The sequence below is a fragment of the Glaciecola sp. G7-5 genome, assembly GCF_055808975.1.
Map to the genome: position 1 here is coordinate 2,136,199 of NZ_CM147892.1, position 21,681 is coordinate 2,157,879.

General features: G+C 42.9%; 17 protein-coding genes. 7 read left to right on the top strand and 10 right to left on the bottom strand.

Features of this window, described 5'->3' with window-relative positions; genetic code table 11:
- The first annotated feature begins 71 nt into the window (after window positions 1–71).
- Entirely contained in the window at window positions 72–242 is a 171-nt protein-coding gene (locus AC0L6H_RS09295) for a hypothetical protein (RefSeq protein WP_473393959.1), read from the top strand.
- A gap of 59 nt (window positions 243–301) precedes the next feature.
- Window positions 302–2,182: a glycoside hydrolase family 3 N-terminal domain-containing protein gene (locus tag AC0L6H_RS09300; protein WP_473393960.1), complete on the top strand. Its 1,881-nt coding sequence runs from the start codon at window positions 302–304 to the stop codon at window positions 2,180–2,182.
- An 11-nt stretch (window positions 2,183–2,193) separates the two neighbouring features.
- On the opposite strand, the gene AC0L6H_RS09305 is transcribed toward AC0L6H_RS09300, so the two are convergent.
- From AC0L6H_RS09305 to AC0L6H_RS09320, 4 genes are all read right to left on the bottom strand, one after another.
- A complete protein-coding gene (locus tag AC0L6H_RS09305; protein WP_473393961.1) occupies window positions 2,194–3,534 on the bottom strand; it encodes a M14 family zinc carboxypeptidase in 1,341 nt (446 codons plus the stop codon).
- 118 nt (window positions 3,535–3,652) lie between these two features.
- Window positions 3,653–4,837 carry an exo-beta-N-acetylmuramidase NamZ family protein gene (locus tag AC0L6H_RS09310; protein WP_473393963.1) on the bottom strand — a complete coding sequence of 395 codons (1,185 nt, stop codon included), beginning with the start codon at window positions 4,835–4,837 and terminating at the stop codon, window positions 3,653–3,655.
- A gap of 87 nt (window positions 4,838–4,924) precedes the next feature.
- A complete protein-coding gene (murQ, locus tag AC0L6H_RS09315) occupies window positions 4,925–5,878 on the bottom strand; it encodes an N-acetylmuramic acid 6-phosphate etherase (protein ID WP_473393964.1) in 954 nt (317 codons plus the stop codon).
- Window positions 5,879–7,465: a sodium:solute symporter gene (locus AC0L6H_RS09320; RefSeq protein ID WP_473393965.1), complete on the bottom strand. Its 1,587-nt coding sequence runs from the start codon at window positions 7,463–7,465 to the stop codon at window positions 5,879–5,881.
- Window positions 7,466–7,800: 335 nt separating this feature from the next.
- On the opposite strand from AC0L6H_RS09320, the gene alr reads away from it, so the two are divergent.
- Window positions 7,801–8,895, top strand: coding sequence for an alanine racemase (gene alr, locus AC0L6H_RS09325; protein ID WP_473393966.1), 1,095 nt, complete (start codon window positions 7,801–7,803; stop codon window positions 8,893–8,895).
- 124 nt (window positions 8,896–9,019) lie between these two features.
- Here alr and AC0L6H_RS09330 read toward each other — a convergent pair whose 3' ends face one another.
- A complete protein-coding gene (locus tag AC0L6H_RS09330) occupies window positions 9,020–10,372 on the bottom strand; it encodes a hypothetical protein (RefSeq protein WP_473393967.1) in 1,353 nt (450 codons plus the stop codon).
- 68 nt (window positions 10,373–10,440) lie between these two features.
- On the opposite strand from AC0L6H_RS09330, the gene AC0L6H_RS09335 reads away from it, so the two are divergent.
- Entirely contained in the window at window positions 10,441–11,376 is a 936-nt protein-coding gene (locus AC0L6H_RS09335; protein WP_473393969.1) for a glucosamine kinase nucleotide-binding domain-containing protein, read from the top strand.
- On the opposite strand, the gene AC0L6H_RS09340 is transcribed toward AC0L6H_RS09335, so the two are convergent.
- From AC0L6H_RS09340 to ubiD, 5 genes are all read right to left on the bottom strand, one after another.
- Window positions 11,366–11,827, bottom strand: coding sequence for a thioredoxin family protein (locus AC0L6H_RS09340; protein WP_473393970.1), 462 nt, complete (start codon window positions 11,825–11,827; stop codon window positions 11,366–11,368). The two genes, AC0L6H_RS09335 and AC0L6H_RS09340, sit on opposite strands and share 11 nt — an antisense overlap.
- A gap of 70 nt (window positions 11,828–11,897) precedes the next feature.
- Window positions 11,898–12,713 carry a substrate-binding periplasmic protein gene (locus AC0L6H_RS09345; RefSeq protein WP_473393971.1) on the bottom strand — a complete coding sequence of 272 codons (816 nt, stop codon included), beginning with the start codon at window positions 12,711–12,713 and terminating at the stop codon, window positions 11,898–11,900.
- Window positions 12,714–12,840: 127 nt separating this feature from the next.
- A complete protein-coding gene (locus AC0L6H_RS09350) occupies window positions 12,841–14,190 on the bottom strand; it encodes a M28 family metallopeptidase (RefSeq protein WP_473394503.1) in 1,350 nt (449 codons plus the stop codon).
- Between the two features lie 112 nt (window positions 14,191–14,302).
- Complete coding sequence (gene fre, locus AC0L6H_RS09355; protein WP_473393973.1) at window positions 14,303–15,001, bottom strand: NAD(P)H-flavin reductase; 699 nt, start codon at window positions 14,999–15,001, stop codon at window positions 14,303–14,305.
- A gap of 48 nt (window positions 15,002–15,049) precedes the next feature.
- Window positions 15,050–16,519, bottom strand: coding sequence for a 4-hydroxy-3-polyprenylbenzoate decarboxylase (gene ubiD / locus AC0L6H_RS09360; protein ID WP_473393974.1), 1,470 nt, complete (start codon window positions 16,517–16,519; stop codon window positions 15,050–15,052).
- Between the two features lie 471 nt (window positions 16,520–16,990).
- Between ubiD and AC0L6H_RS09365 the strand changes: the two genes are divergently transcribed.
- From AC0L6H_RS09365 to rnr, 3 genes are all read left to right on the top strand, one after another.
- On the top strand, window positions 16,991–17,671 hold the full coding sequence (locus AC0L6H_RS09365; RefSeq protein WP_473393976.1) for a tetratricopeptide repeat protein: 681 nt from the start codon (window positions 16,991–16,993) through the stop codon (window positions 17,669–17,671).
- Window positions 17,672–17,783: 112 nt separating this feature from the next.
- Window positions 17,784–18,998, top strand: a complete 1,215-nt coding sequence (purT, locus tag AC0L6H_RS09370) for a formate-dependent phosphoribosylglycinamide formyltransferase (RefSeq protein ID WP_473393977.1) — start codon at window positions 17,784–17,786, stop codon at window positions 18,996–18,998.
- Between the two features lie 150 nt (window positions 18,999–19,148).
- The gene (gene rnr, locus AC0L6H_RS09375) at window positions 19,149–21,641 is read left to right on the top strand and encodes a ribonuclease R (protein ID WP_473393978.1); all 2,493 of its coding nucleotides are present in this window, start codon (window positions 19,149–19,151) and stop codon (window positions 21,639–21,641) included.
- Window positions 21,642–21,681 lie beyond the last annotated feature (40 nt).

Genomic DNA, 21,681 nt, shown 5'->3' on the forward strand with positions numbered 1-21,681 from the left:
ACAAGCGCATGATAAGTATAGAACAAGTAAATGGAAAAATGCACACAATCAAATTTGAGGGTTTAGTTTGTATGATAACTCGTCTAATCGAATCGTTTAAAAGCTTGTTATTGACGATTTCACTTATTCTTATAGCGATGCTTGCTATATCTACGCCGAGTGCTGCACAAATTCCATTACAAAACCAATTTAAAAATGTCGATTTAGAGCTTCGGGCGAAAATCGCACAAAAGCTTTTTTAGATTTACGTTACTATTGCGTTCCTAAAGCCCAAGGATATTGTCAAGAACCTCTGCTTGAATTGCCAGATGAACTCGCATTTATGCTGTCACAATCTAAAGTTGGTGGCGTCATTTTGTTTTCAGAAAACTTAGCAAGTCCGAAGCAGATTGTTGAGCTTGTGCATCAACTTCAGACTTCACAAATACCGCAATCACTGAAAGATGCTATGCTCAGCGCAAACCCGGCAGATCCAAAATCGGCAAAGCCACAACGCAATTCATATCAGCCCTTGTACATTGGAATTGATCAAGAAGGCGGGCGTGTTTCGCGACTGCCTCAAGATGCTTTTTTAGGTTTTGCCGGCAACATGGCAATTGGAGCTACGGCAAAAGAACATAAGAATATTTTTGCAAGCGCAAGTGCGACAGCAATAGCGGAACATTTGAACATGTTGGGGATCAATGTGAATTTTGCGCCGGTACTGGACGTCAATAATAATCCACAAAACCCCATTATAAATGTACGCGCCTATGCTCAATTTCCCAAACTTGTCGCAGAACTTGGTGCAAGTGCAATAAAAGCGATGCAGGCGAAAGATATTGCGGTAGCGGCCAAACACTTTCCTGGGCATGGCGATACGCATATAGACAGCCACGTAGGCTTGCCGCGTGTTGAACATAGCCGTGAAATGATCAATAAAATTGACCTATATCCTTTTCGAAGTGTTATTGCTAATCATAGTTCGCGTCCCGACATGATTATGACCGCTCACATACAATATCCTGAACTAGACAACACCCCATTTGCCAATTACAACAATACCAAGGGGGCCAATACCAAGAATGAAAGCGAATCCACAGAAACAGTAGTGCCTGCAACTTTATCTAAAAAAATATTAACCGGTATTTTACGCGATGAATATGCCTACGATGGCCTCATTGTGACCGATGCCTTAGACATGAAATCGATTACCCAGTATTTGTCACCTATTGACGCAGTTATCCAATCCTTTAGTGCAGGTGCAGATATAACACTTATGCCATACCATATCAGCTCACCTGAAGACGCAATAGGTTTTTTGGATTGGCTAAACGAGCTGACTATTTTTATTTCACAAGATAATGATTTGCGGGCTTTGGTTGACGCATCTTACAATCGTATACTCAAGCATAAAGCGAAGCGCAATTTAGCGAAGCGCGCACTTCTTCCTCTTGAAGAAAAATTAGCAAAGCTAAAAAACCCTTTATACCAAGACGCAAACAAATCGCTTGCTGAAGCCTTATCAAGGGCTTCGTTTACCAAAATAAAGCAATTGCAATCGCCATTATCGGCTGAACAAAAACTGTTGGCTCTTATGCCTGATAAACTCAGGTGTGAAGCATTTACAGTTTATTGGCAAAAATTAAGTGAAAATACGACGATTAGCTGCGTGAGTATGCTTAGTCAAAGAATACCTAATAAAGAAAGTATCGATGGAATTGATGCTATCGTAGTGGGGGATGTGTCACCACAACTAGCCTTTTATGAAAGCTCAGCCCACGAAAATATTACAGCTGATGAGCGCAAAGACATGCATGAGCAGCAAAGACAACTGAATATACTGCTTGCAAGTGCAAAAGCACTAAACAAACCGCGAGTACTAATCAAAATGCGTTCTCCTTATATTTCGTTGGAGGATCTAGCCTTATATAATGGTATTTTTGCCAGTTACGACTATCAAGTGGCGATATCTCGCGATGCTACAATGGTCCTTGATGAGACGATCATCGGTGCAGAAAATAAAAATGCTTCATCGCAAGACAAGTTATATAGCCCCGCATTTGAAAGCATTGTTAAGGTGATCACAGGTCAACAAAAAGCGCTTGGTAGTTTACCTGTTAGTTTGTCTTCTGAAGTAATTGAACACTTACCTGAACTAAAGCTGCATAAAGAAGTTCCCTCTGATACAGCCGAGCAATAAGTACATATAACTCAGCTCAACGATAATAGCTTGCCATTGAGTAGAGCAAATAGTACTTCGTTTGGTGCATCTTTTTTCGCGAATAAACAATAAGCCTCTTGTTGTAGAACAAAACTATTTTCTTCATGCAAGGGCTTCGCCATTAGACAAACATCTAGGCTGGTCTCTTTGTCTATATAGTTTTCTGGATCATCGAAATACAAATAGCCTTGGCGCAGCAGCTCAATGTACTTATCTGCAGTCAAGCACAGTGATTCACTTGCGCTAAACACTTTTCCTTGCACAAATTGCATACCTTGTGCGTCAAACTCAACTAAGCCTGCTTGGGTATGTAAATCACCCACAAAATCAATTATAAATTTGTCTGAATAGCGGGCAGTTTGTTTGATGCTAATACCTGCTGTGTAACTCTGCTTCCCGTTGAATGATAGACGCCGAATAACTAAGCTAGATAAAGTTTCAGATACATTTTCGGGGATCGCAAAGTAGTCATCGATCGACAAGCTATCAAGGCCACTAGTTTCTTTATTGCTGTTTTGTAGCAGGTACTCAAATGCACATAGCATTGCCCGAACATTCATTTCCCGCGCGATTTGACGATTATTATCGTTTCTAGCAGCGCCTGACTCGATTAGTATAGTACTGACTTTTTTGGCGGCGATATTGTCACCAAACGAACGTGTTGAGTAGGTGTCATCGTATCTTGCGACACAATTAGGAATATGTGCTTGAATGGCCTTGTTCATGTGGGCAATAAGGAGCATTGCACGTTTGCGCGCGCCATCTATTGTTTTACTCTCATCAAAAGCAGGTGCTAAGAATGCAATTGTGGCAGGATTGGTGTTGGCGCCACATTGATAATAGGGTGATTGGTCATGCAAATTAAATCCAATATCTGGCGCGAGTTGTTCGACCATCGTCATGAGCAGCTTGCCTTCAGGACTTTGTAATTCGCGTGCATCACGATTTATATCGATGGCTTGTGCGTTTTGTCGAATGCAGCGTTGAGCGCCATCAGGGTTTAGCATAGGTAGAATATGCAATGTAAATGCACTCTCCCAGCCCGCAAGGCCGCCATTGTTGTTTGACAATAAGCTGTCTATTAGGTCAAACACTGCAGCTGTTGCTGTTGCTTCATTGCCATGCATTTGGGTCCATGCAAATATGACGAGTGGTCCATTTCCCAAGCTTAAAAGCTGCAAAGGGCGTTGTTCAAAGGAATGCCCTACTAGCTGAACATCTACCTTTGGATGGTCTTTTAAGCACTCAATAATGGGCGCGATATCTGCTTGCACTAAATGGCTTTTGTTTAAGTTAGCTAAAAAACGAGAAATAGTTGAGGCTGCGGGCATAGATATATCGAGTAAAAAAATGATGTGCTAAACATACCCAATTATGACATGAGTCTCAAGCAGTGAAGACTAGCTCGCGGCTTTCATTCTAAAATGTAAAAGGAGCGTAATTGTAATTTTATTCCTCGTAAAGCAAATAAGGTCTGCGTTTTACCTTGTATTGGCTTAAGTCTGCTTGCCAACTGCCTCGAATCTCATCTATGGAATGTCCCGCTTCAATCGCTTTTCTCAACTGGTCGGTACCGGCTAGCTTATCCATAAAGCTAGGGGAGCTAAAAAACCGCTTATCTTGTTTCTTAAATGCTTGATAATATTCAATAAATAAGCGTAAATCCAGGCCTTGTATATTACTATGTTGTAAGTCTAGTCCGTATACTTGCGTATTCATTAATTTTGGCTTAGGTGCGGCGTAGGGTTTCGACACGGGGGTAAAAGAAAAGTCTCCCAATCGAACCTCATCGTGACCGGTCACCTGAAAAGCAAAGTCAGTTCCTCTTCCTATACTGACTGCGCTAGGCTCAAAAAAGCACAGTGAAGGATAAAGTCGAATGGCTTGGTAGTTCGGTAAGTTGGGGCTGGGTGCGATTGGCAGTTCGTATTTCATGGATTTATGATAGCCAAGCATGCTCACTACATTTAAATTTAGCTTGTCAGCATTCGCAATCCACTTCTCGCCTTTTATCATTTGGGCGAGTTCACCTACGGTCAATCCATGAAGCACAGGGATGGGGTGCATACCAACGAATGACTGAAAATCCATATCCAAGACGGGCCCATCTATAAATTCGCCATTTGGATTAGGTCGGTCTAAGACAATAAACTCTACATTATGCTCAGCGGCCGCCTCCATCATGTAGTGCATGGAACTGATATAGGTATAGAAACGAGCACCTACATCTTGGATGTCAAAAATAATAGTATCGAGGCTTAGCATAAGATCGCTAGGTGGTGTTTTATTTGGACCGTAAATTGACTGAATAGGGATGAGCGTCTCTGCATCTCTGCCGCTATCGATGTGTTCGCCTGCGCCTTTATTCCCTCGTACGCCGTGCTCGGGTGCAAACATCACTATCACATTTACTTTATTTGTAAGCAGAAAATCAACTAAGTGCTGGGCCTGTGTTGGCCCCTTTGAAGGTGTAGTAAACAACATAGAAGTTTGATTTACCACCAGACCTACCCGTTTTCCTTTTAGCGCTGGTAAGTAAGCCTGGGTATTTTCAGCGCCCAGGATAAGTTGTGGAAGTTCACTTGCAGTTTCTATAGTGCGAGGGTTTTCTTTGTTCCCTGTACTGCAAGCCATTGTTATTAAGCAATAAAGCGCAATTAAAAGACTTTTTGGGAGATATTTTTGAGGGTGCGCATTCATAAGACCTTGAGCCTCTTGTTGTTAATCTGCAAAGGGTTCTTCAATGGAATTTCGTAAATGTCCTTGTTTACTTGTGAGTATTGCCTTTGCGCTTGGAGCATCTTGACCACTCAAAATCATCAAAATGGCTACTTTGGCACTGTTATCAGCTTGTTCTAAAGAGCGTTGTGCAACTTGCAAAGTACACTGTGTAGCTTGCATTACAATTCGGATTGCTCTGGCACGTAGCTTTTCGTTGCTTGCATTCACATCTACCATTAAATTCTCGTAGACTTTGCCAAGTTTAATCATGGTAGCTGTGCTCAACATATTTAAAATAATTTTTTGAGCGGTCCCTGATTTCATTCGTGTAGAACCTGTTAAACACTCAGGTCCTACCTCAGCGCATATGCTAGCGTCAGTCATGTCGAGCATCGGTGATGTTGGATTGCAAACGACACTTACGGTTTTACAGCCAAGTGACTTAGCGTAAGCCAATGCACTTATTACATAAGGAGTGCGTCCGCTAGCGGCAATCCCAACTACAGTATCTTTACTTGAAAGGGCAACATCCTTAAGGTCTTTGATACCTGCTTGTTCACTGTCTTCTGCGCCTTCTACAGCATGCATAAGGGCTTTTTCTCCCCCGGCGATAATGCCAATAACCAAGTCATCACTGACACTAAAGGTAGGTCTGCATTCAACGGCGTCAAGTATACCTAAGCGCCCACTTGTACCTGCACCTATGTAGATCAAACGCCCACCATTTTGAATACTGCTTAGCGCAAAGTCGACCGCACTGCTAATACTGGGCAAGGTCTTCTCAACGGCTAACGCCACTTTTTGGTCTTCTTGGTTAATGACCTTGAGCAAATCAAGGGTATTAAGTGTATCAATTTCCATTGTTTCAGGATTGCGACCTTCCGATACTAGGGTATCGAGTTGCGCAATGAGAGTCTGAGTGCTTGATGTTGCATCTGATGGAGATTGAGTCATTTATGCTTCCTCACGGGCAAAAGCACGCGCATTTTTAGTACTTCCAAGGCAACAAACTAAGGTGGCAACCCCTGTAGAAATAAGCAATTGATAGGAGAAGTTCAAACTAAACTGCCAAGTTTCAGGTAAATATAAGGTTTGTATGTATGGCTGCATAAGCACCGGAATTGAAAACCCTATGATAAGCGCCGCAAGTATAGAGCCTGCAGATCCGCGTTTAGTAAATAATGCAGTAAAATAAATACCTAATAAACCGCTATAAGAAAAAACCATGACGCTTAATGCAAAGGCGAGTAGGGGGGTATCAGTATACTGCTGCCAATAATAACAAAGGCCAGCCATGGCGCTCAATAATATAGCAACTATCCCCATGCTAATGCGTCCTGCTCTAACAAGGGACGCTTCACTGGGCGTGACTTTCTTGATTAGACCACAGTAAAAGCCGCGATATAAATCTTGCACTGCAACAGAGGACATACTGTTTAATCCTGAATTTAAAGTAGATAGTGCAGCCGCCACAATACCTATTGTTACTATGGCTTTAATCCCATTAGGTAAATCAGTAAGTACATAGTACATAAAGATGGTTACCGTTTGACCAACAAACTCTGGTGTGGGGGCACCTTCTTTACCTGTGTGCATCAAATCTGGGCGTTGATAATAAACAAAGAGGAGCAGTCCAATACATACAAATATAAGCACAACAGGTATGCCCATAAAAATAGAACTAACTAAAGCGCGCGTCGCACTTTTTGAATCTTTGCAAGTTAGCATGCGCTGGGTAACATCTTGGTCTAAGCCAAAAGCCGCAATGTTGAGTAAAACAAAGCCGGTGACTATCGACCAAAAACTAAATACGCCAGCACCGCCTAAGTCAGTAGTGAAATTTAACAGTGTCAGTTTAGACGATTGACCATCACCAGGGGCGGCCAATACTGCCCATATTGTACTGAAGTCAGCAGGGATACTGATAAACAAATAAGCGAGTACTAACAACGCAGCACTTACATAAACGATAGCCTGAATGACATCACTATAAATAACACTACGCACGCCACCATACATAGTGTATGCAAAGCCGACGGTGGCGATTAGAACAATAGACATCACTACATTAGTCGCTTCAATATTGCCAAATAAAATCATCGCAACCGCTATAGCCGCCATGTAAAGCCGGGCACCACTTGCAAAAAGTCTACCGAGTAAATAAACAGAGCCTGCTTGGTATTTCGATTTTTCGCCAAATCGTTGAGCGAGTAATTCATACACAGTAAATACTTTGAATTGATAAAATTTTGGCAGTAAAAAATAAGCTACGAAGCCAGCCGCGATAAATCCCGCAATATTTGTCGCCAAATATGTTAAATCACCGCGATAACCTTGGTCAGGCCCACCTAAAAATGTCGCTGCAGATTGTGACGTAGCCAGCACCGATACGCCCACCAACCATACCGGCATTTGATTTCCAGCTAAAAAATAGTCTTTGCTTGATTGCGCCTTGCGGTTAAACCAAATCCCAGTGACGACTAAAAGCAGCGCATAAGCGACAAATACCGTCCAATCTATAATTGAAAACTGATCAATCATTAGACGAATGCTGCTTTGAGGTTAGGGTGGCAAGCTTATGCGAAGTGAGCTTTGAAGTGGACTTACACGTAACGACTAACATCCATGATTCCTTATAATTATTTATATATTCTGCCACGATGAGTTTTACTAGGCTTTGGGTAACGTCAATCGTGCCTGTGCTTGCAATCTAATTGAAGATGAAACAGTAAATAGGAATTATCTATAAGTCAATATTACGCTAAACTACGTAGCTAGTTAAGTCGCTTTATGCTTGTGCGGGGAATAATCAAACCTTTACAACACCATGTGCACGCGAATATGTATCCTTAAACAAAACAGGTTTGGAGAAAAATGTGAGTCGTAAAACCCTAGCGAATATAGACCTGAAGGCTCTGCATGAGAACCTAGATATACTTATTAGTCTGGCTCAAGGGAGTAACATTGTCGCGGTAGTAAAGGCAAATGCGTATGGTAATGGTGCCGTTGAAGTCGCACGCTCCATTGAATCTAAAGTTGATGTCTTAGCCGTAGCATTTTTGGAGGAAGCGCTTGAGTTATCGACAGCGGGTATTACAAAACCAATCTTGATCTTACAAGGTCCACACGAAGAAGGTGAGTTTGCGCACAAGAGCCAAACGCCGCTCATTTGGATGCTACATAGTGAGTGGCAATTAAAAGCTTATCAAAAATACCTCCAAAACAATGCCGCTTTTTCACAGCACAATAATGCTTGGCTAAAATTTGATTCGGGTATGCACAGGCTTGGTCTGCCCTTAAATCAACTACAAAACCTATTGACAACATACAAAGCAATAGTTAATTCCAATACTGCATTAGTTACTCATTTGGCTAATGCTGATGAACCGCGTCAAGGTGATGCTATTGCACAAATAGATAGATTTCTAAGTGCCGCACAAAAAGCCAATTTACCTCTTTGTATTGCCAACTCAGCCGGCAATATTCGTTTTGCGCAAGCGAGGCGAGACTATGTGCGCTTGGGTATTGCGATGTATGGTTCAACGCCATTTCAAGCAGATGACAATCCAATAAACTTGCAAGCCGTCATGAGCCTGGAGTCATCTATCATGAGTCTGAGAACTATACCCAAAGGAGATGCCGTGGGCTATGGTAGCACTTGGCGAGCGGCGCGAGAGTCGAAAATTGCGACCGTAGCGCTAGGTTATGCTGATGGCTACCCTCGCCACGCTCCAACAAGTACACCAGCTTGGTGTAATGGACGTCGTATTCCTTTAGTTGGTCGTGTATCAATGGATATGTTGACCTTTGATGTAACAGACTTAGAGGAAGTAGCGGTCGGCGATACAGTTCAATTGTGGGGCAAAGACTTAGCAATAAACGATGTAGCTGAGCATATAGGTACGATTGGGTACGAACTGATGACCCGTATATCGCAGCGAGTACCGCGGCGTTATTTGCCAGAAGCCTAGCAGTACTGCTTAGAGCTTAGCTGTAAATGTGCTTACCATCATCCTTTTGAGGTATATGTAAACTCACCACTTGAGGTCGATAGTACTGATCTCATCACTGATATAAAGTTTGCGATCAGCTAATTCAAAAAGCGTGCAAATACTCCTTCATTGCGTTATCTAGTAGTGCTTGCATTTTTAGGCCTGCAAAGGCTAGGTTCTCATCTTTAGCGTCTTCGACCGCTACTTGGGCGGCAACAACAAATGCTCTCCCACCCCGATAGTGCGGCAAACATACGTAAGCAAGAACCACATTTTCGGTTGTTGAACGTGTTTCACTTGGTCCCCATCCAATTTTCTGGAAAACCCGCCACTGTCCTTTGCTTGCTTGGTCTAATACTTTCTTGGCGTGGGTGGGTGTAATATCAGCATTGTTTCCATCGATTGTTTTGGCAATGGCTTGTTGGAGCATTGTTGAAATACCCAAGGTCATCCCGGCAAATTTCGATGGCTCTTGACTATGACCGCTTCCATAAAATAGCGTTTCGACATCATCAACAACTAAATAAGGGTGTGCGGTTTGTGCATCGAGCGAATGCATTGCTAGGCGTTTTAGCCACTCCGCTTGTGCTAAGGTGCTCATGGGTTTGTTACCTGTTAAGCCACAATCTTGGCACCTATAGGGCAAATAGCCTGGGTCTTTGGCCGCCTCATTATTCATAGTTAAAGCAAATTCTTTATCTCCCTCGCGGCTTCGCCAGGTAGCGGCTTTTGGGCTAAACGCGATTGGACCATAGGCGCCTCTAAAATAAATGTGCGGTGTACTTAGTTTCAACCATTCGTCATAGAATAAGCTAGTTAAATAATCACGAGTAGCTAAATTTGCAAAAAAGCTTGCCATGGCATTACTGTTTCCGTCAGCTTTAGAAAATGCCTCATAGCTATTAATACTTGTTATCATATCGGCAATATGGTGTTCTCCTACCATGCCATGAGTTAGTTTGGGATAACTTTCTATTGACGGATGTTGCTTACGCAGTTGCGCAATTGCGCCGGTAAAGGCGAAGATCTTTGACGAACTCCAAGGCTCGTATAAGTCGTTTTGCGTATTGTCATTGGCTAAATAGCGATAAGCCATTGAAGCGTTTTGCTGCTTTATGTCAATCAGCAATATCCGACCTTCTTGAGCGGGGGAAGTAAAAAATGTCCAATCGTGAGAAATTCGTTTTTCCCAGCCATAGTTGGCATAATTCACATCATTGCTGTTAGTGTGAGTGCTAGAACTTGCCTCTGGCAATCTACAGGCAATATTTTTTGTGCTTTGATCTTGCGGTAAAAAAGGGGTTGCATTCATGGTGAACTCGTAAAAGTGATTTTTTTCTTGGTTTTGCTGTGTGACCGCTCTTGAGGCATTCAATGTTTCTTTACGCTGATTGCAAGCCTGAATAGCAAAAGCTAAACATAAAAGTACGCAAAGGTATTTTGCAAAATGTTTCATAAGTAAGATCCAACTAAATATGGGTTGTTTGTAGGATTTGGCTTATTATAGGAACGCTAGCGACGGGTTTGTCAAAGCCTATTTATAAAGAGAATGCAGTTATGTGGATTATTAGTATCGATGGTGGCGGCACAAAATGTGAAGCGGGATTGTTTACTCTACAAGGGGAGTTAGTTGCGAGCGCGATGACCGGCCCGGCAAATTTGTATGCAAATTTTGCGGGCGCAATTCAGGCGATTGAGCAATGCTGTGACATTTTACTGCGCAATTATCAGGTTCAACATAAAAGTGTTATTTTAAAACGAGATTGCTTTTTAAGTGTTGGTTGCGCCGGGGGTGGTGTTGATTCTATAAAACGACAATTTAAGCAATGGCAGCATGATTTTGGTGGTGCAGCACTCAATACTGATGTCTATGCTGCTTGTTTGGCGGCGAATGAGGGACAGTCGTGCGCCTTGTTTGTTATTGGTACAGGGTCTTGTTTAGCAATCTTTGATAGCGAAGCTTGCAGAGATGATAATATCGGCGCTAGCGTAAAACATATCGGCGGTCATGGTTTTTTACTTGGTGATAACGCCTCTGGTGCGTGGTTGGGGAAAAAAGCGGTGAGTTGGTATCTTCAAGCACTCGAAACGCCAAACGATGAAAATAAATTGTTTTCTTTACTCGCGAGCGAGTTGGGTAGTGATACGAGTCAAATAATAGAACGCTATGGCCAAGCCCCCGCGCGCGATTTTGGCGCACTCGCTCCGAGAATTTTATCTTTGCAACTCAGTAGTGAGATTGTCGATGCATGGCTAGATGAAGGTGCACAGTATGCAGCACAATTGCTAAGCAGCCATCGACCCCCTTCTATACCTATTTTTTTGACTGGAGGCTTAGCAAAAGTTTATCAGCCACTTGTTGGGAACTTGCTTCAGGAAACGATTTACCTTCCCTCTCAAAATGCCGTTTATGGTGGCTTCTTAATGGGCAAGAAGTGTTTAAATATCACTACTGCGTAAGGCTATTTATTACTTTGCGTAAATTCTCTTGATATTCCGCTGGGTTGAAGGTGAGGGGCATTTCAGTAAGCTTGTCTCCATTAGGCCTAAGAACTAAAACTCTGGGAAAACCAACTAAAGCATAGGTCTTGGCAAAGGCAGCACCTTCTTTGCTATCGTAATCAAGCCTAGCGTAAACTAAGTCTTGGTCAATCTGCCTAGCGACCTTGCTGTTTGCAAACACCTGCGTATTTAGTTTTCGACAACTTGGGCACCAGATTGCAGAATAGTCAGCGAGAATAAGCTTTCCTTCTTTTTGTGCGAGAACTTTTGCCTGTTCAAGACTATGAATAGTGAAGGAAAGTTCTGCAACAGCTTGTTTTCCTAAATAGCTTTGTACCCCTTTGTTTCCAAAATATACCAAAGCAACTACCGCTATAATGGCGACGACTTTGATAAGTAGCTTGTTCATGTATTCATCATCCTAGAAAAGACTTATTGATACACCATAGACCCAGACACAACTAAAAACATTTCAAATATTACCACTTCCTGACGATTTCTTCGTATAGTGCCTCGTCTAATGTTACCCCTTCAAAGGTGTCTGCTGCTAATAGTCTATCTAGCTCGCCTGAACGTTTAAGTGCCGCCAGCGAGGTATTGAATTCATCAATAATTTTTTGTGCATCGGGAGTATCTTTTTTAATCGCTAAACGCAGCTCAACCTGGTAAAGGGCTTCACTAGATAAGAAAAGTTTTTCACCTTTACTATGGTTTAACAAATTGTCGAAAGCTTCGAGCATAAACTTATCTGCAATGATGTATTCAACCCGGCGCTCTGCGAGCTGTTTTATATTGACCAAAAAATCAGGTGTACGTGCCCATCTTACCGACCGTTCGGCTCTTAGCATGTCTGTGTTAGCAAACCTATTTTCTATGCCCAAGGTCATTCTATATACTTTATCAAGTCTATTGGCGTCGATAGCTTTTGCGCGTCTAGATGCTATATGCAAAGGCAATGTTAAATAGGGTTCAGAATACAGATATTCGGCTCGTTGTACGTTCAACGAATAGTGGTCAATAAATCCTATGTATTTCCCATTTCGCAGGCCGCTTCCAGACCATGCTTGTGTGGTCACATCAATATTCACAGAATAGTTTTGTAAGACCTTATTCACAATGGTATTGGCTCGCGCGGGATAGGGCGCTTTGTCTATCAGGGTAGGTACAACGTTACCAACTAAGGCTAATTGTTTTGTGTTAGCGTGGGTAGAAAAAGCAAAGCATGTGGCCACTATTATTAGTGTGGCCAGCATGCTTTCTAAATAGTATCGGGTAATTGTATTGCTAGTGCTCAATAGAACCTCGTCAAACGTCATGTAGTGAAGGTTGCGTAGACGCAACAGTGCTTGCTTACTTTAAACGATAAATGAACGAGATTGGATTTTTTTATTGACGAAATAACAAAAGCAAAATCCAGCTGCGTTATTCGCCAAACGCTCCTGCAGCGCCCGGATAAACAACTGGGCTTTCAAAACCTTCTTCGCTGACGCTCGCCACACCAAAGAAATAATTGTCGATAACCACATTTTCTAAGGTGAATTCAGTCACCTTGCCTACCTCACGGCTAAATTGCCATTGAGGCGCATCAGTTAAGCGCCAATAGATTTTATAGCCAGCGAGTTGCGGGTTTTCATCTTCAGGTAATGCTTCCCACGATAGGGTGGTCGATGGTTCGACCGCGCCTTTTATTGACACGCCTATCGGTGGTTTAGGCGCCCATGACATGCCGGCCAATGAAACCGCGTTTAATGCGGTGAGTTTAGCTGCATAATCAAAGTCGACACCGTCAATAGTGTCACCGTATTCAGTACCGTTTTCGGTTCGCAAGTCTTGGTGTTGACGCGTGTAGTTCTCGTTAGTTTCCATAATTCTTACGCCAGCAAAGCCCAGATCATTAAAAGGGCGATGGTGGCCTCCGCGTCTAAAACGGTCAAGGCGATAAACAACCATGGTATCGAGGTTTTCTATATATTGATCAGCCATTTTGTCGATGTAACGTGCAAGATTTCGGCTAGGGGAGTCGACTTCGCCGCCGGTAAGGCGACGTAAATTAGCTTGTTCTGGCGTTTCTGTTTGCCTAGTACCTTCAGCAAAAATGCGCGCAGTGGTATTGTTAATTACGCCATTGACACCTTCGATGTTGCCAATCATATCGTTGTTAAGCACTGCTTTGAGCTGCCACTTATTATCACGCGCATATTCGGCCAGAATTTTGCCACCAAATAATCCTTGCTCTTCGCCAGCGAGCGCTGCGTAAACAACGCTTCCATGGAATTTATATTTACTCAAGACACGCGCCGCTTCGAGGGTGCCGGCAACGCCCGAGGCATTATCATTGGCTCCTGGCGAATCACTGCTAAAGTCCATTACATCACTCACGCGTGAATCAATATCGCCGCTCATCAAAACAAACCTATTTGGGTCGCTGATGCCTTTTTGGATTGCAATTACACTAACAACTTCTGTAGCGTCGGGGATTCTTTTTTCGCCAGAAATCACACGTGATTGATAAAACACTTCTAAGCAACCACCACATTGAGCAGAAATGTTGTCGAACTCTGCCTTGATCCAGCGCCGAGCAGCGCCAATCCCGCGCGTTTCTGATTCGGTTTCTGATAAGGTGTGGCGAGTCCCAAAACCGACCAATGTTTGTATGTCTTGTTCTATGCGCTTTGCTGAGGTTGCGCCTGCAATATCGTATAAGTCTTGTGGGCTAGGGGAAGATTCATTCGCCTGAGCAGTGCTTGTGCTAAAAACACCAATAATCGTCATCGTTGCCAAAGCAGCTGCACGGCAGGGCAGCAGATTAAGACATCTATTTTTACACGACAAAACAAAACGATTACGCATAACAAAACTCCCAGATTCTTATTTTAAATTGGATTTATTTCAAAAATGCGAATGCATCTCCAAAGAGATCCTCTTGCTCAAGGCCAAGAGGTAAAAAAGCCTGCTTGACTACTGCTGCCATTTCAAAGCGTCCTGCAACATAAACCTGTACGTCTTTCAGTGACGGATAATCAGCAATTACAGCTTCGTGTACCAAGCCCGTTTTTCCTGCCCACATTGCTTCTTTAAACTCTACAACAGGTACAAAGGTGAAGTTGCTATGAACTTTAGAAAGTTCGTTTAACATATCAGCTTCATATAAGTCAGCCGGCTTCTTTGCGCCCCAATACAAGGTAATGGGCCTATTTTTTTGCTGGTGGAGGCAATCAAGTACTATCGATTTTGCATAAGAATAGCCCGTGCCACCGGCGACGACAATTGCAGGTTTATCACTATTACGCAAAAAAGCATTGCCAAGACCAAGTTCAACACTAAGTGTTTTTGAGGATTTAGCTAATTGAATGACCTCATATGCATAGGGGTTATCGGGTGTCGCGCCAATATGAAGCTCTATGAGAGAATCATTGTTTGGCATATTAGCGATGGAAAAAGGGCGTTTGTCTTTTTCGCCCATAACAACTTGTAAATATTGGCCTGCTTTAAATGTTACATTTTCTTTTGCGTCTAATATAACTTTCAGTACAAATGGGCTTAGCGGCTCTATACTTAGCACGCTGGTGTGAATAGTGGTCATTGTGTTCCTATTTATATATGAGTGAAACGTTGTGCCTGCTATAACATTTTACGATAACAGGTCGAGCGTTTCCCAAATATCATCAATTTTTTGTTTAACTTCAGCATCCATGATGATTGGGGTTCCCCATTCACGGTCTGTTTCGCCGGGCATCTTATTGGTTGCATCTAAACCCATTTTCGAGCCTAAACCTGAAACCGGAGAGGCGAAGTCTAAGTAGTCTATTGGGGTATTTTCAACTAAGGTTGTGTCACGAGCTGGGTCCATCCGAGTAGTAATTGCCCAAATAACATCATTCCAATCACGCGCGTTAACGTCGTCGTCACATACTATCACAAATTTGGTGTACATGAATTGTCGTAAAAACGACCAAACACCCATCATTACTCGCTTAGCATGCCCAGGGTATTGTTTTTTTATGGTCACAACAGCCATTCGATACGAACAGCCTTCTGGTGGTAAATAAAAATCCACAATCTCGGGGTATTGTTTTTGCAAAATAGGGACAAACACTTCGTTTAAGGCAACGCCTAAAATGGCCGGTTCATCGGGTGGACGGCCGGTGTAAGTAGAATGGTAAATAGGATTGTCACGATGCGTGATATGGGTAACGGTCATCACTGGGAAATCATCAACTTCGTTATAATAACCAGTGTGGTCGCCGTATGGACCTTCAGGCGCCATTTCATCTTGTGCAATGTAGCCTTCAAGAATAATCTCTGCAGAAGCGGGTACTTGTAAGTCGTTTGATATTGAAGCAACCACTTCTGTTTTGTCGCCTCGCAATAATCCAGCAAAAGCATATTCAGAGAGCGTGTCAGGAACGGGTGTAACGGCACCTAAAATGGTTGCCGGATCGGCGCCTAGCGCAACAGAAACAGGATAAGGTTCACCAGGATGCGTTTGGCACCATTCTCTAAAGTCTAATGCACCTCCACGATGGGATAACCAGCGCATGATAATTTTGTTTTTTGCAATGACTTGTTGGCGATATATTCCTAAATTTTGACGTTTCTTGTGAGGCCCACGCGTTACCGTCAATCCCCATGTAATTAGTGGAGCCGCATCGCCTGGCCAACAACGCTGAACCGGCAACATAGCCAAATCAACGTCGTCTCCGGTAATGATATTTTGTTGACAGGGAGCTTTTTTTACCACTTTAGCAGGCATATTTAATACCTGCTTAAACACGGGGATTTTACTCATTAAGTCTTTTAAGCCTTTCGGTGGTTCTGGCTCTTTCAAAAAGGCGAGCAACTTTCCTACTTCACGAAGTGCTTCAACTGACTCTTGCCCCATACCTAAGGCGACGCGTTTAGGTGTCCCAAATAAATTGGCCAACACAGGCATTCTATGTCCTTTTGCATTTTCAAAAAGAATAGCGGGGCCGCCAGCACGGAGCGTTCTGTCTGCAATCTCTGTCATTTCTAAATCAGTATCAATTTCCATTGATACACGTTTTAGTTCACCCATTTTTTCGAGTTGCTCAATAAAGTCACGTAGATCTTTATATTTCATCGGGATACGTTCTCGGTAAAGTCCAATATGTAGTAAATGTTACAGTATTTTTGCGATTATCGTTTACTTGAGGCAAAAAAAAGCCAAGCAAATGCTTGGCTAAGAATTTACGGTTCTAGGGTTGAGACCGAAAAACGATAAGTGTTGGAACAAACTGTCTAATCTACGATGAATACAAAAACGCGAGAAACATTGAAGAATGATTTGGCGATTATAGCTTAAATTAGATAATTTTTGCGTCAATACTTATTATATGAGATGAAAACACTAATAAATGCGATAGTCAACCGCTAAAGCGAATGTTCTAGACTAGAAACACATTTACTATACTTTTTGGGACTATGTACTTTACTCCGCCGTGTTATTACTTTCACTTGTGATTCCCTATAATGTGGGCAATTGCATTCATACAATAACATGATGTGCCGATACTAAAATATTGATAGTGGTTACACTCGGTAGGATTTTTTGATGGTGCTGTTAACGCAAATATTTTTAAAAACTTGGGCTTGGATAGTAAAGCGCTTTGCGTTGTCATTGATTACGCCTACCATTTTGATCGTAACCTTGCTAAGTGCCTCTGCCCAGTCACAAGAATTAGAGGCCGTTCAGGTTTATTCGCAAGATGAGCTCATTCGCTTAATAAATAGCAATCAACATTTAAACCGAATCAAGGCAGACCGCTGCCAAATAGTTGAAGACATAGAAGCAAGAGCTGACATCATGCAAGTGCCAGCCTTCCAATTTTTATGGGGCGATATGTTGGCGTGGGGTGTTTGTGTTGACAACAATCCTGCGCAAGGTATTTATTTTATGCGCGAAGCGGCCAACCAAGGCCTTATGGCAGCACTAGAACAACTCGGGCGCTATCACAATACGGGGCAATTTGTACAACAAGACAAAAAACGTGCGGTTATGTACTTACGTGAAGCTGCAGCCATGGGTAATTTATCTGCCCAAATGCAGTTGGCCGATTTATTTTTAGACGGTTACGGTAGTCCATATGATTTTGAAGACTTATATCATTGGTTATACAACGCCGTTACCGATAATAACGAATTGCATCGTAAAATAAACAGCTATATGCAAGCGCTAGAAAAGATGATGCACCCTAAAGCGGTCAGAAACGCGAGAAAAGTTTACTCACAGTAATAAAACCTTGTCACTTTGTTCTATGTCATAATTATCTAATTAGCCTGCTTACCTTCTGTGTATTTTATGCTTTAATGAACGCATATGAGTTTATTAAATGGAAGCTTCGCTAATGTCATCAGACCCATCTTCAGCACAATACAATACCTTTGAATTAGGAACCCCGTTTTCTTCATCAGCGACCAAAGTTTTGCTCTTAGGGTCAGGGGAGCTCGGTAAAGAACTTGTCATAGAGTTAAAACGTTTAGGCTGTGAAGTAATTGCATTAGACCGCTATCCTAACGCGCCCGCTATGCAAGTTGCCGACCGTTCATATTGCATTTCAATGCTCGATGGCGACGCTTTGGAGAAAGTCATTCGCAGTGAAAACCCAAACTATGTTGTGCCTGAAATAGAAGCTATCGCGACGGATAGGCTGCTCGCGCTAGAAGCGGACGGCTTTTGCGTCGTCCCCAGTGCAAAAGCGGCACATTTAACAATGAACCGAGAAGGCATAAGACGCCTGGTAGCTGAAGACCTAGCCATTCCAACATCAAACTATCGTTTTGCCGCCACTGAAGAAGAATTTGCGAGCGCGCTTGAAGAGATTGGTTATCCGTGTTTAGTTAAGCCGATTATGAGTTCGTCGGGCAAAGGGCAGAGCTTGTTAAAAACAGCCGATGATGCAGCTAAAGCGTGGCAATATGCACAAGAAGGCGGTAGAGCCGGGAAAGGTAAGGTCATTGTTGAAAGTTTTGTCGACTTTGACTATGAGATAACCTTACTAACGGTTAGACATATTTCGGGCACAAGCTACTGTGAACCCATTGGACATCGACAAGAAGACGGTGATTATCGTGAAAGTTGGCAACCGCAAGCAATGAGCGGTATAGCGTTAAAACGAGCACAAGAAATAGCCTGCAGCGTGACAGATGCTTTAGGTGGTCGAGGTTTATTTGGGGTAGAACTGTTTATAAAAGGCGATGATGTGATCTTCAGTGAGGTATCGCCAAGGCCGCATGATACCGGAATGGTAACAATGATATCCCAGGATTTATCTGAATTTGCTCTGCATGCTCGTGCATTTTTAGGCCTCGCCATCCCCACAATAGGATTTAGACAAGCTTCTGTTTCTGTTGCTTTATTAGTCGAAGGGGAGTCAGCAAATGTCAGCTTTGGTAACTTGGCAGAGGTGCTGTCGCTTCCTGACACTGAGTTAAGACTCTTTGGAAAACCTGAGGTACGAGGTAGAAGAAGAATGGGTGTTGCACTGGCCAGTGCTGAAAATGTCGAGATTGCACTAGAAAAAGGCTTACATATGGCGGCGAGTCTTTCGACGAGTTTATAACAAACATGCTTTCCTGTTCATGCTATCTGGCTTAAGCGGCTTGCCCCTAATTACTTCATAGATACGATATTTTTGTGTCATTGTCGTAAAAATTTAGGGGCGATAACTTAAAAAGGTGTTATTCGTTAATCAATCGTTTATACTTTAGCCATGAAGAAAGAAAACAAAACAGTAAAAAATATAAAAACGAATATCCCCGAAACAAAAAAATCCGCTTCTAAAGTAAAAAACGACTCCAAGAAATCATCAGCAAATACTAGTAAAGACCCGCACTTCGCGCGCGAGCAAGTAAAGTATGAAAACCCCGTTGCGAGTAGAGAATATCTATTAAGCATGTTGGCTGACAACGCTAAGAAAAATGGTGGTGGTTTAGCATATGCTGAGATTTGCCAGATGTTAAATGCGACTGATGAAGATAGCCGCATAGGTATCCAGCGTCGTTTGCGTGCAATGGAGCGTGAAGGCCAAGTCTTGTTTAACCGAGACAAAAAATATGAAGTTCAAGCGCAAGAAGATTTAATACGAGGCCGCGTGATTGGTCATCGAGATGGTTTTGGCTTTTTAAAGCATTCTGATACCGAGAAAGACTATTTTATCACCATAGGACAAATGTCCACCTTGATACATGACGACATAGTGGAAGGCGCCCTCAGTCAAAGCGACCGTAAGGGGCGCGCTGAATTCCGCGTAAACAGAGTCATAGAACCAAGAAAAGACCCAATAGTTGGACGTTATTTCGTTGAGCAAGGCGTGAGTATTGTTATCCCTGACGACAACCGCATATGCCATGAAATCATGATCCCCAAAGAGCATACCAACGGCGCAAAACAAGGCCATGTAGTGGTCGTTGAAATAACGCAACGTCCGCGAAGGAATATGAATGCCAGCGGTAAAATCATTGAAGTCTTAGGTGAACATTTAGCGCCGGGTATGGAAATAGAAACAGCCCTGCGCAATTTTGACATCCCTCACACTTGGCCAAAAGCCGTCACTGCGGGTGTTGCCAAGTTAAGTGAATCGGTTCCAGAAGAGGCCAAAGAAGGCCGCGTTGATTTGCGTGAGTTACCCCTTGTGACGATTGACGGCGAAGATGCAAGAGACTTCGACGATGCCGTTTATTGTGAGCCCCAAGATGACGGTGGTTGGAAGCTTTGGGTCGCCATTGCCGATGTAAGTTCATACGTTAAATTAGGCACAGCGCTAGATAACGAAGCGCAAAATAGAGCAACCTCGGTATATTTTCCTGAGCAAGTAATTCCTATGTTGCCTGAGGCTTTATCCAACGGCTTATGTTCGCTAAATCCTGAAGTTGACCGCCTTTGTATGGTGTGCGAAATGCACATAGACGCACGTGGCAAGTTAGGGGATTACACTTTCTATGAAGCAGTGATGCGCTCGCACGCGCGGTTCACTTATACAAAAGTCTGGAACATTTTAAACGGTGACGAAAAACTACGTGAACGTTACAGTGACAGAGTAGAAGAACTCGAGCATTTAAATGATTTGTACAAAGCACTTAAGCGGGCTCGTCAAAATCGCGGTGCCATTGAATTTGAAAGCCAAGAAACCAAATTTGTGTTTAATGCCCATCGGAAAATAGAACACATTGTTCCCTTAGTAAGAAACGACGCTCATAAAATCATCGAAGAATGCATGATTATGGCGAATGTGTGTGCGGCGCAATTTATTGAAAAGAACAATGCGGAAGCACTATTTAGAGTCCACGACAAACCTGACGAAGATCGCTTAGTTACTTTTAGATCTTATCTCAAAGAAGTGGGGATTGACTTTAAAGCGGGTAATGAACCCACGCCAAAAGACTTTGCACTTGTTGCCAGTAAAATTGAGAACAGAATTGACAAAGAGCTCATTCAAACAATGCTCTTACGTTCGATGAAGCAAGCCATTTATGACGGTAATAATTTAGGGCATTTCGGCTTAGCATTAGAGGCCTACGCACATTTTACGTCTCCGATAAGACGTTACCCTGATTTAGTTGTGCATCGCGTAATAAAAGCGATTATCAATAAGCAGCAAGGTAATAAAGCATGCAAAGGTGCAAAATTATATACCGAGCAAGAGATTGAAAACTTGGGCGAACAGTGCTCGATGGCCGAGAGACGGGCCGATGACGCGACCCGTGATGTATCAGACTGGCTGAAATGCGAGTTTATGCAAGATCACGTTGGTGATGTATTTGAGGGTGTGGTTGCCTCGGTAACCAATTTTGGTCTATTTGTTAGAATTAATGATTATCAAATTGATGGCTTAATCCACATCACTTCCCTTGCTAATGATTTTTATCACTACGACCAAGTCAAGCAGTGTTTGGTTGGAGAAAGTGGTGGTTTAACTTATCGGCTTGGTGACCCTTTGCGCATCAAAGTTGTTGCGGTCAACCTCGATGAACGTAAGATTGATTTAATGGTTGATGGGCAAGAAAAGCAAGCACGAGCTCAGCGCAAAAAGAGCCGTTCAAACTCAAGTGCAAAAGCAAGTGCCGGTTCAACTGGCAAGCCAAGTAGAGACTCAGCGAGTAAAGCGCCTGCAGACAAGCGCGCGCCAGCAGCCAAAAAAGGAAAACGCAAAAGCGGACCTAGTTCGAAACGCACGAAATCTTCGCGTTCGAAGCCTAAACGTTAACATTTAAAGAGTATCGTTGACGCTTAAGCTTAGCAGTTAA

What these genes read in the sequence shown, in the direction of transcription:
- AC0L6H_RS09310 (WP_473393963.1), bottom strand. Translation starts at nt 4,837, where the DNA reads ATGGCTTGCAGTACAGGGAACAAAGAAAACCCTCGCACTATAGAAACT.
- ubiD (WP_473393974.1), bottom strand. Translation starts at nt 16,519, where the DNA reads ATGAAATATAAAGATCTACGTGACTTTATTGAGCAACTCGAAAAAATG.
- rnr (WP_473393978.1), top strand. Translation starts at nt 19,149, where the DNA reads ATGAAGAAAGAAAACAAAACAGTAAAAAATATAAAAACGAATATCCCC.
- AC0L6H_RS09295 (WP_473393959.1), top strand. Translation starts at nt 72, where the DNA reads ATGATAACTCGTCTAATCGAATCGTTTAAAAGCTTGTTATTGACGATT.
- AC0L6H_RS09320 (WP_473393965.1), bottom strand. Translation starts at nt 7,465, where the DNA reads ATGATTGATCAGTTTTCAATTATAGATTGGACGGTATTTGTCGCTTAT.
- AC0L6H_RS09330 (WP_473393967.1), bottom strand. Translation starts at nt 10,372, where the DNA reads ATGAAACATTTTGCAAAATACCTTTGCGTACTTTTATGTTTAGCTTTT.
- AC0L6H_RS09340 (WP_473393970.1), bottom strand. Translation starts at nt 11,827, where the DNA reads ATGAACAAGCTACTTATCAAAGTCGTCGCCATTATAGCGGTAGTTGCT.
- purT (WP_473393977.1), top strand. Translation starts at nt 17,784, where the DNA reads ATGTCATCAGACCCATCTTCAGCACAATACAATACCTTTGAATTAGGA.
- AC0L6H_RS09305 (WP_473393961.1), bottom strand. Translation starts at nt 3,534, where the DNA reads ATGCCCGCAGCCTCAACTATTTCTCGTTTTTTAGCTAACTTAAACAAA.
- murQ (WP_473393964.1), bottom strand. Translation starts at nt 5,878, where the DNA reads ATGACTCAATCTCCATCAGATGCAACATCAAGCACTCAGACTCTCATT.
- AC0L6H_RS09365 (WP_473393976.1), top strand. Translation starts at nt 16,991, where the DNA reads ATGGTGCTGTTAACGCAAATATTTTTAAAAACTTGGGCTTGGATAGTA.
- AC0L6H_RS09350 (WP_473394503.1), bottom strand. Translation starts at nt 14,190, where the DNA reads ATGACGATTATTGGTGTTTTTAGCACAAGCACTGCTCAGGCGAATGAA.
- fre (WP_473393973.1), bottom strand. Translation starts at nt 15,001, where the DNA reads ATGACCACTATTCACACCAGCGTGCTAAGTATAGAGCCGCTAAGCCCA.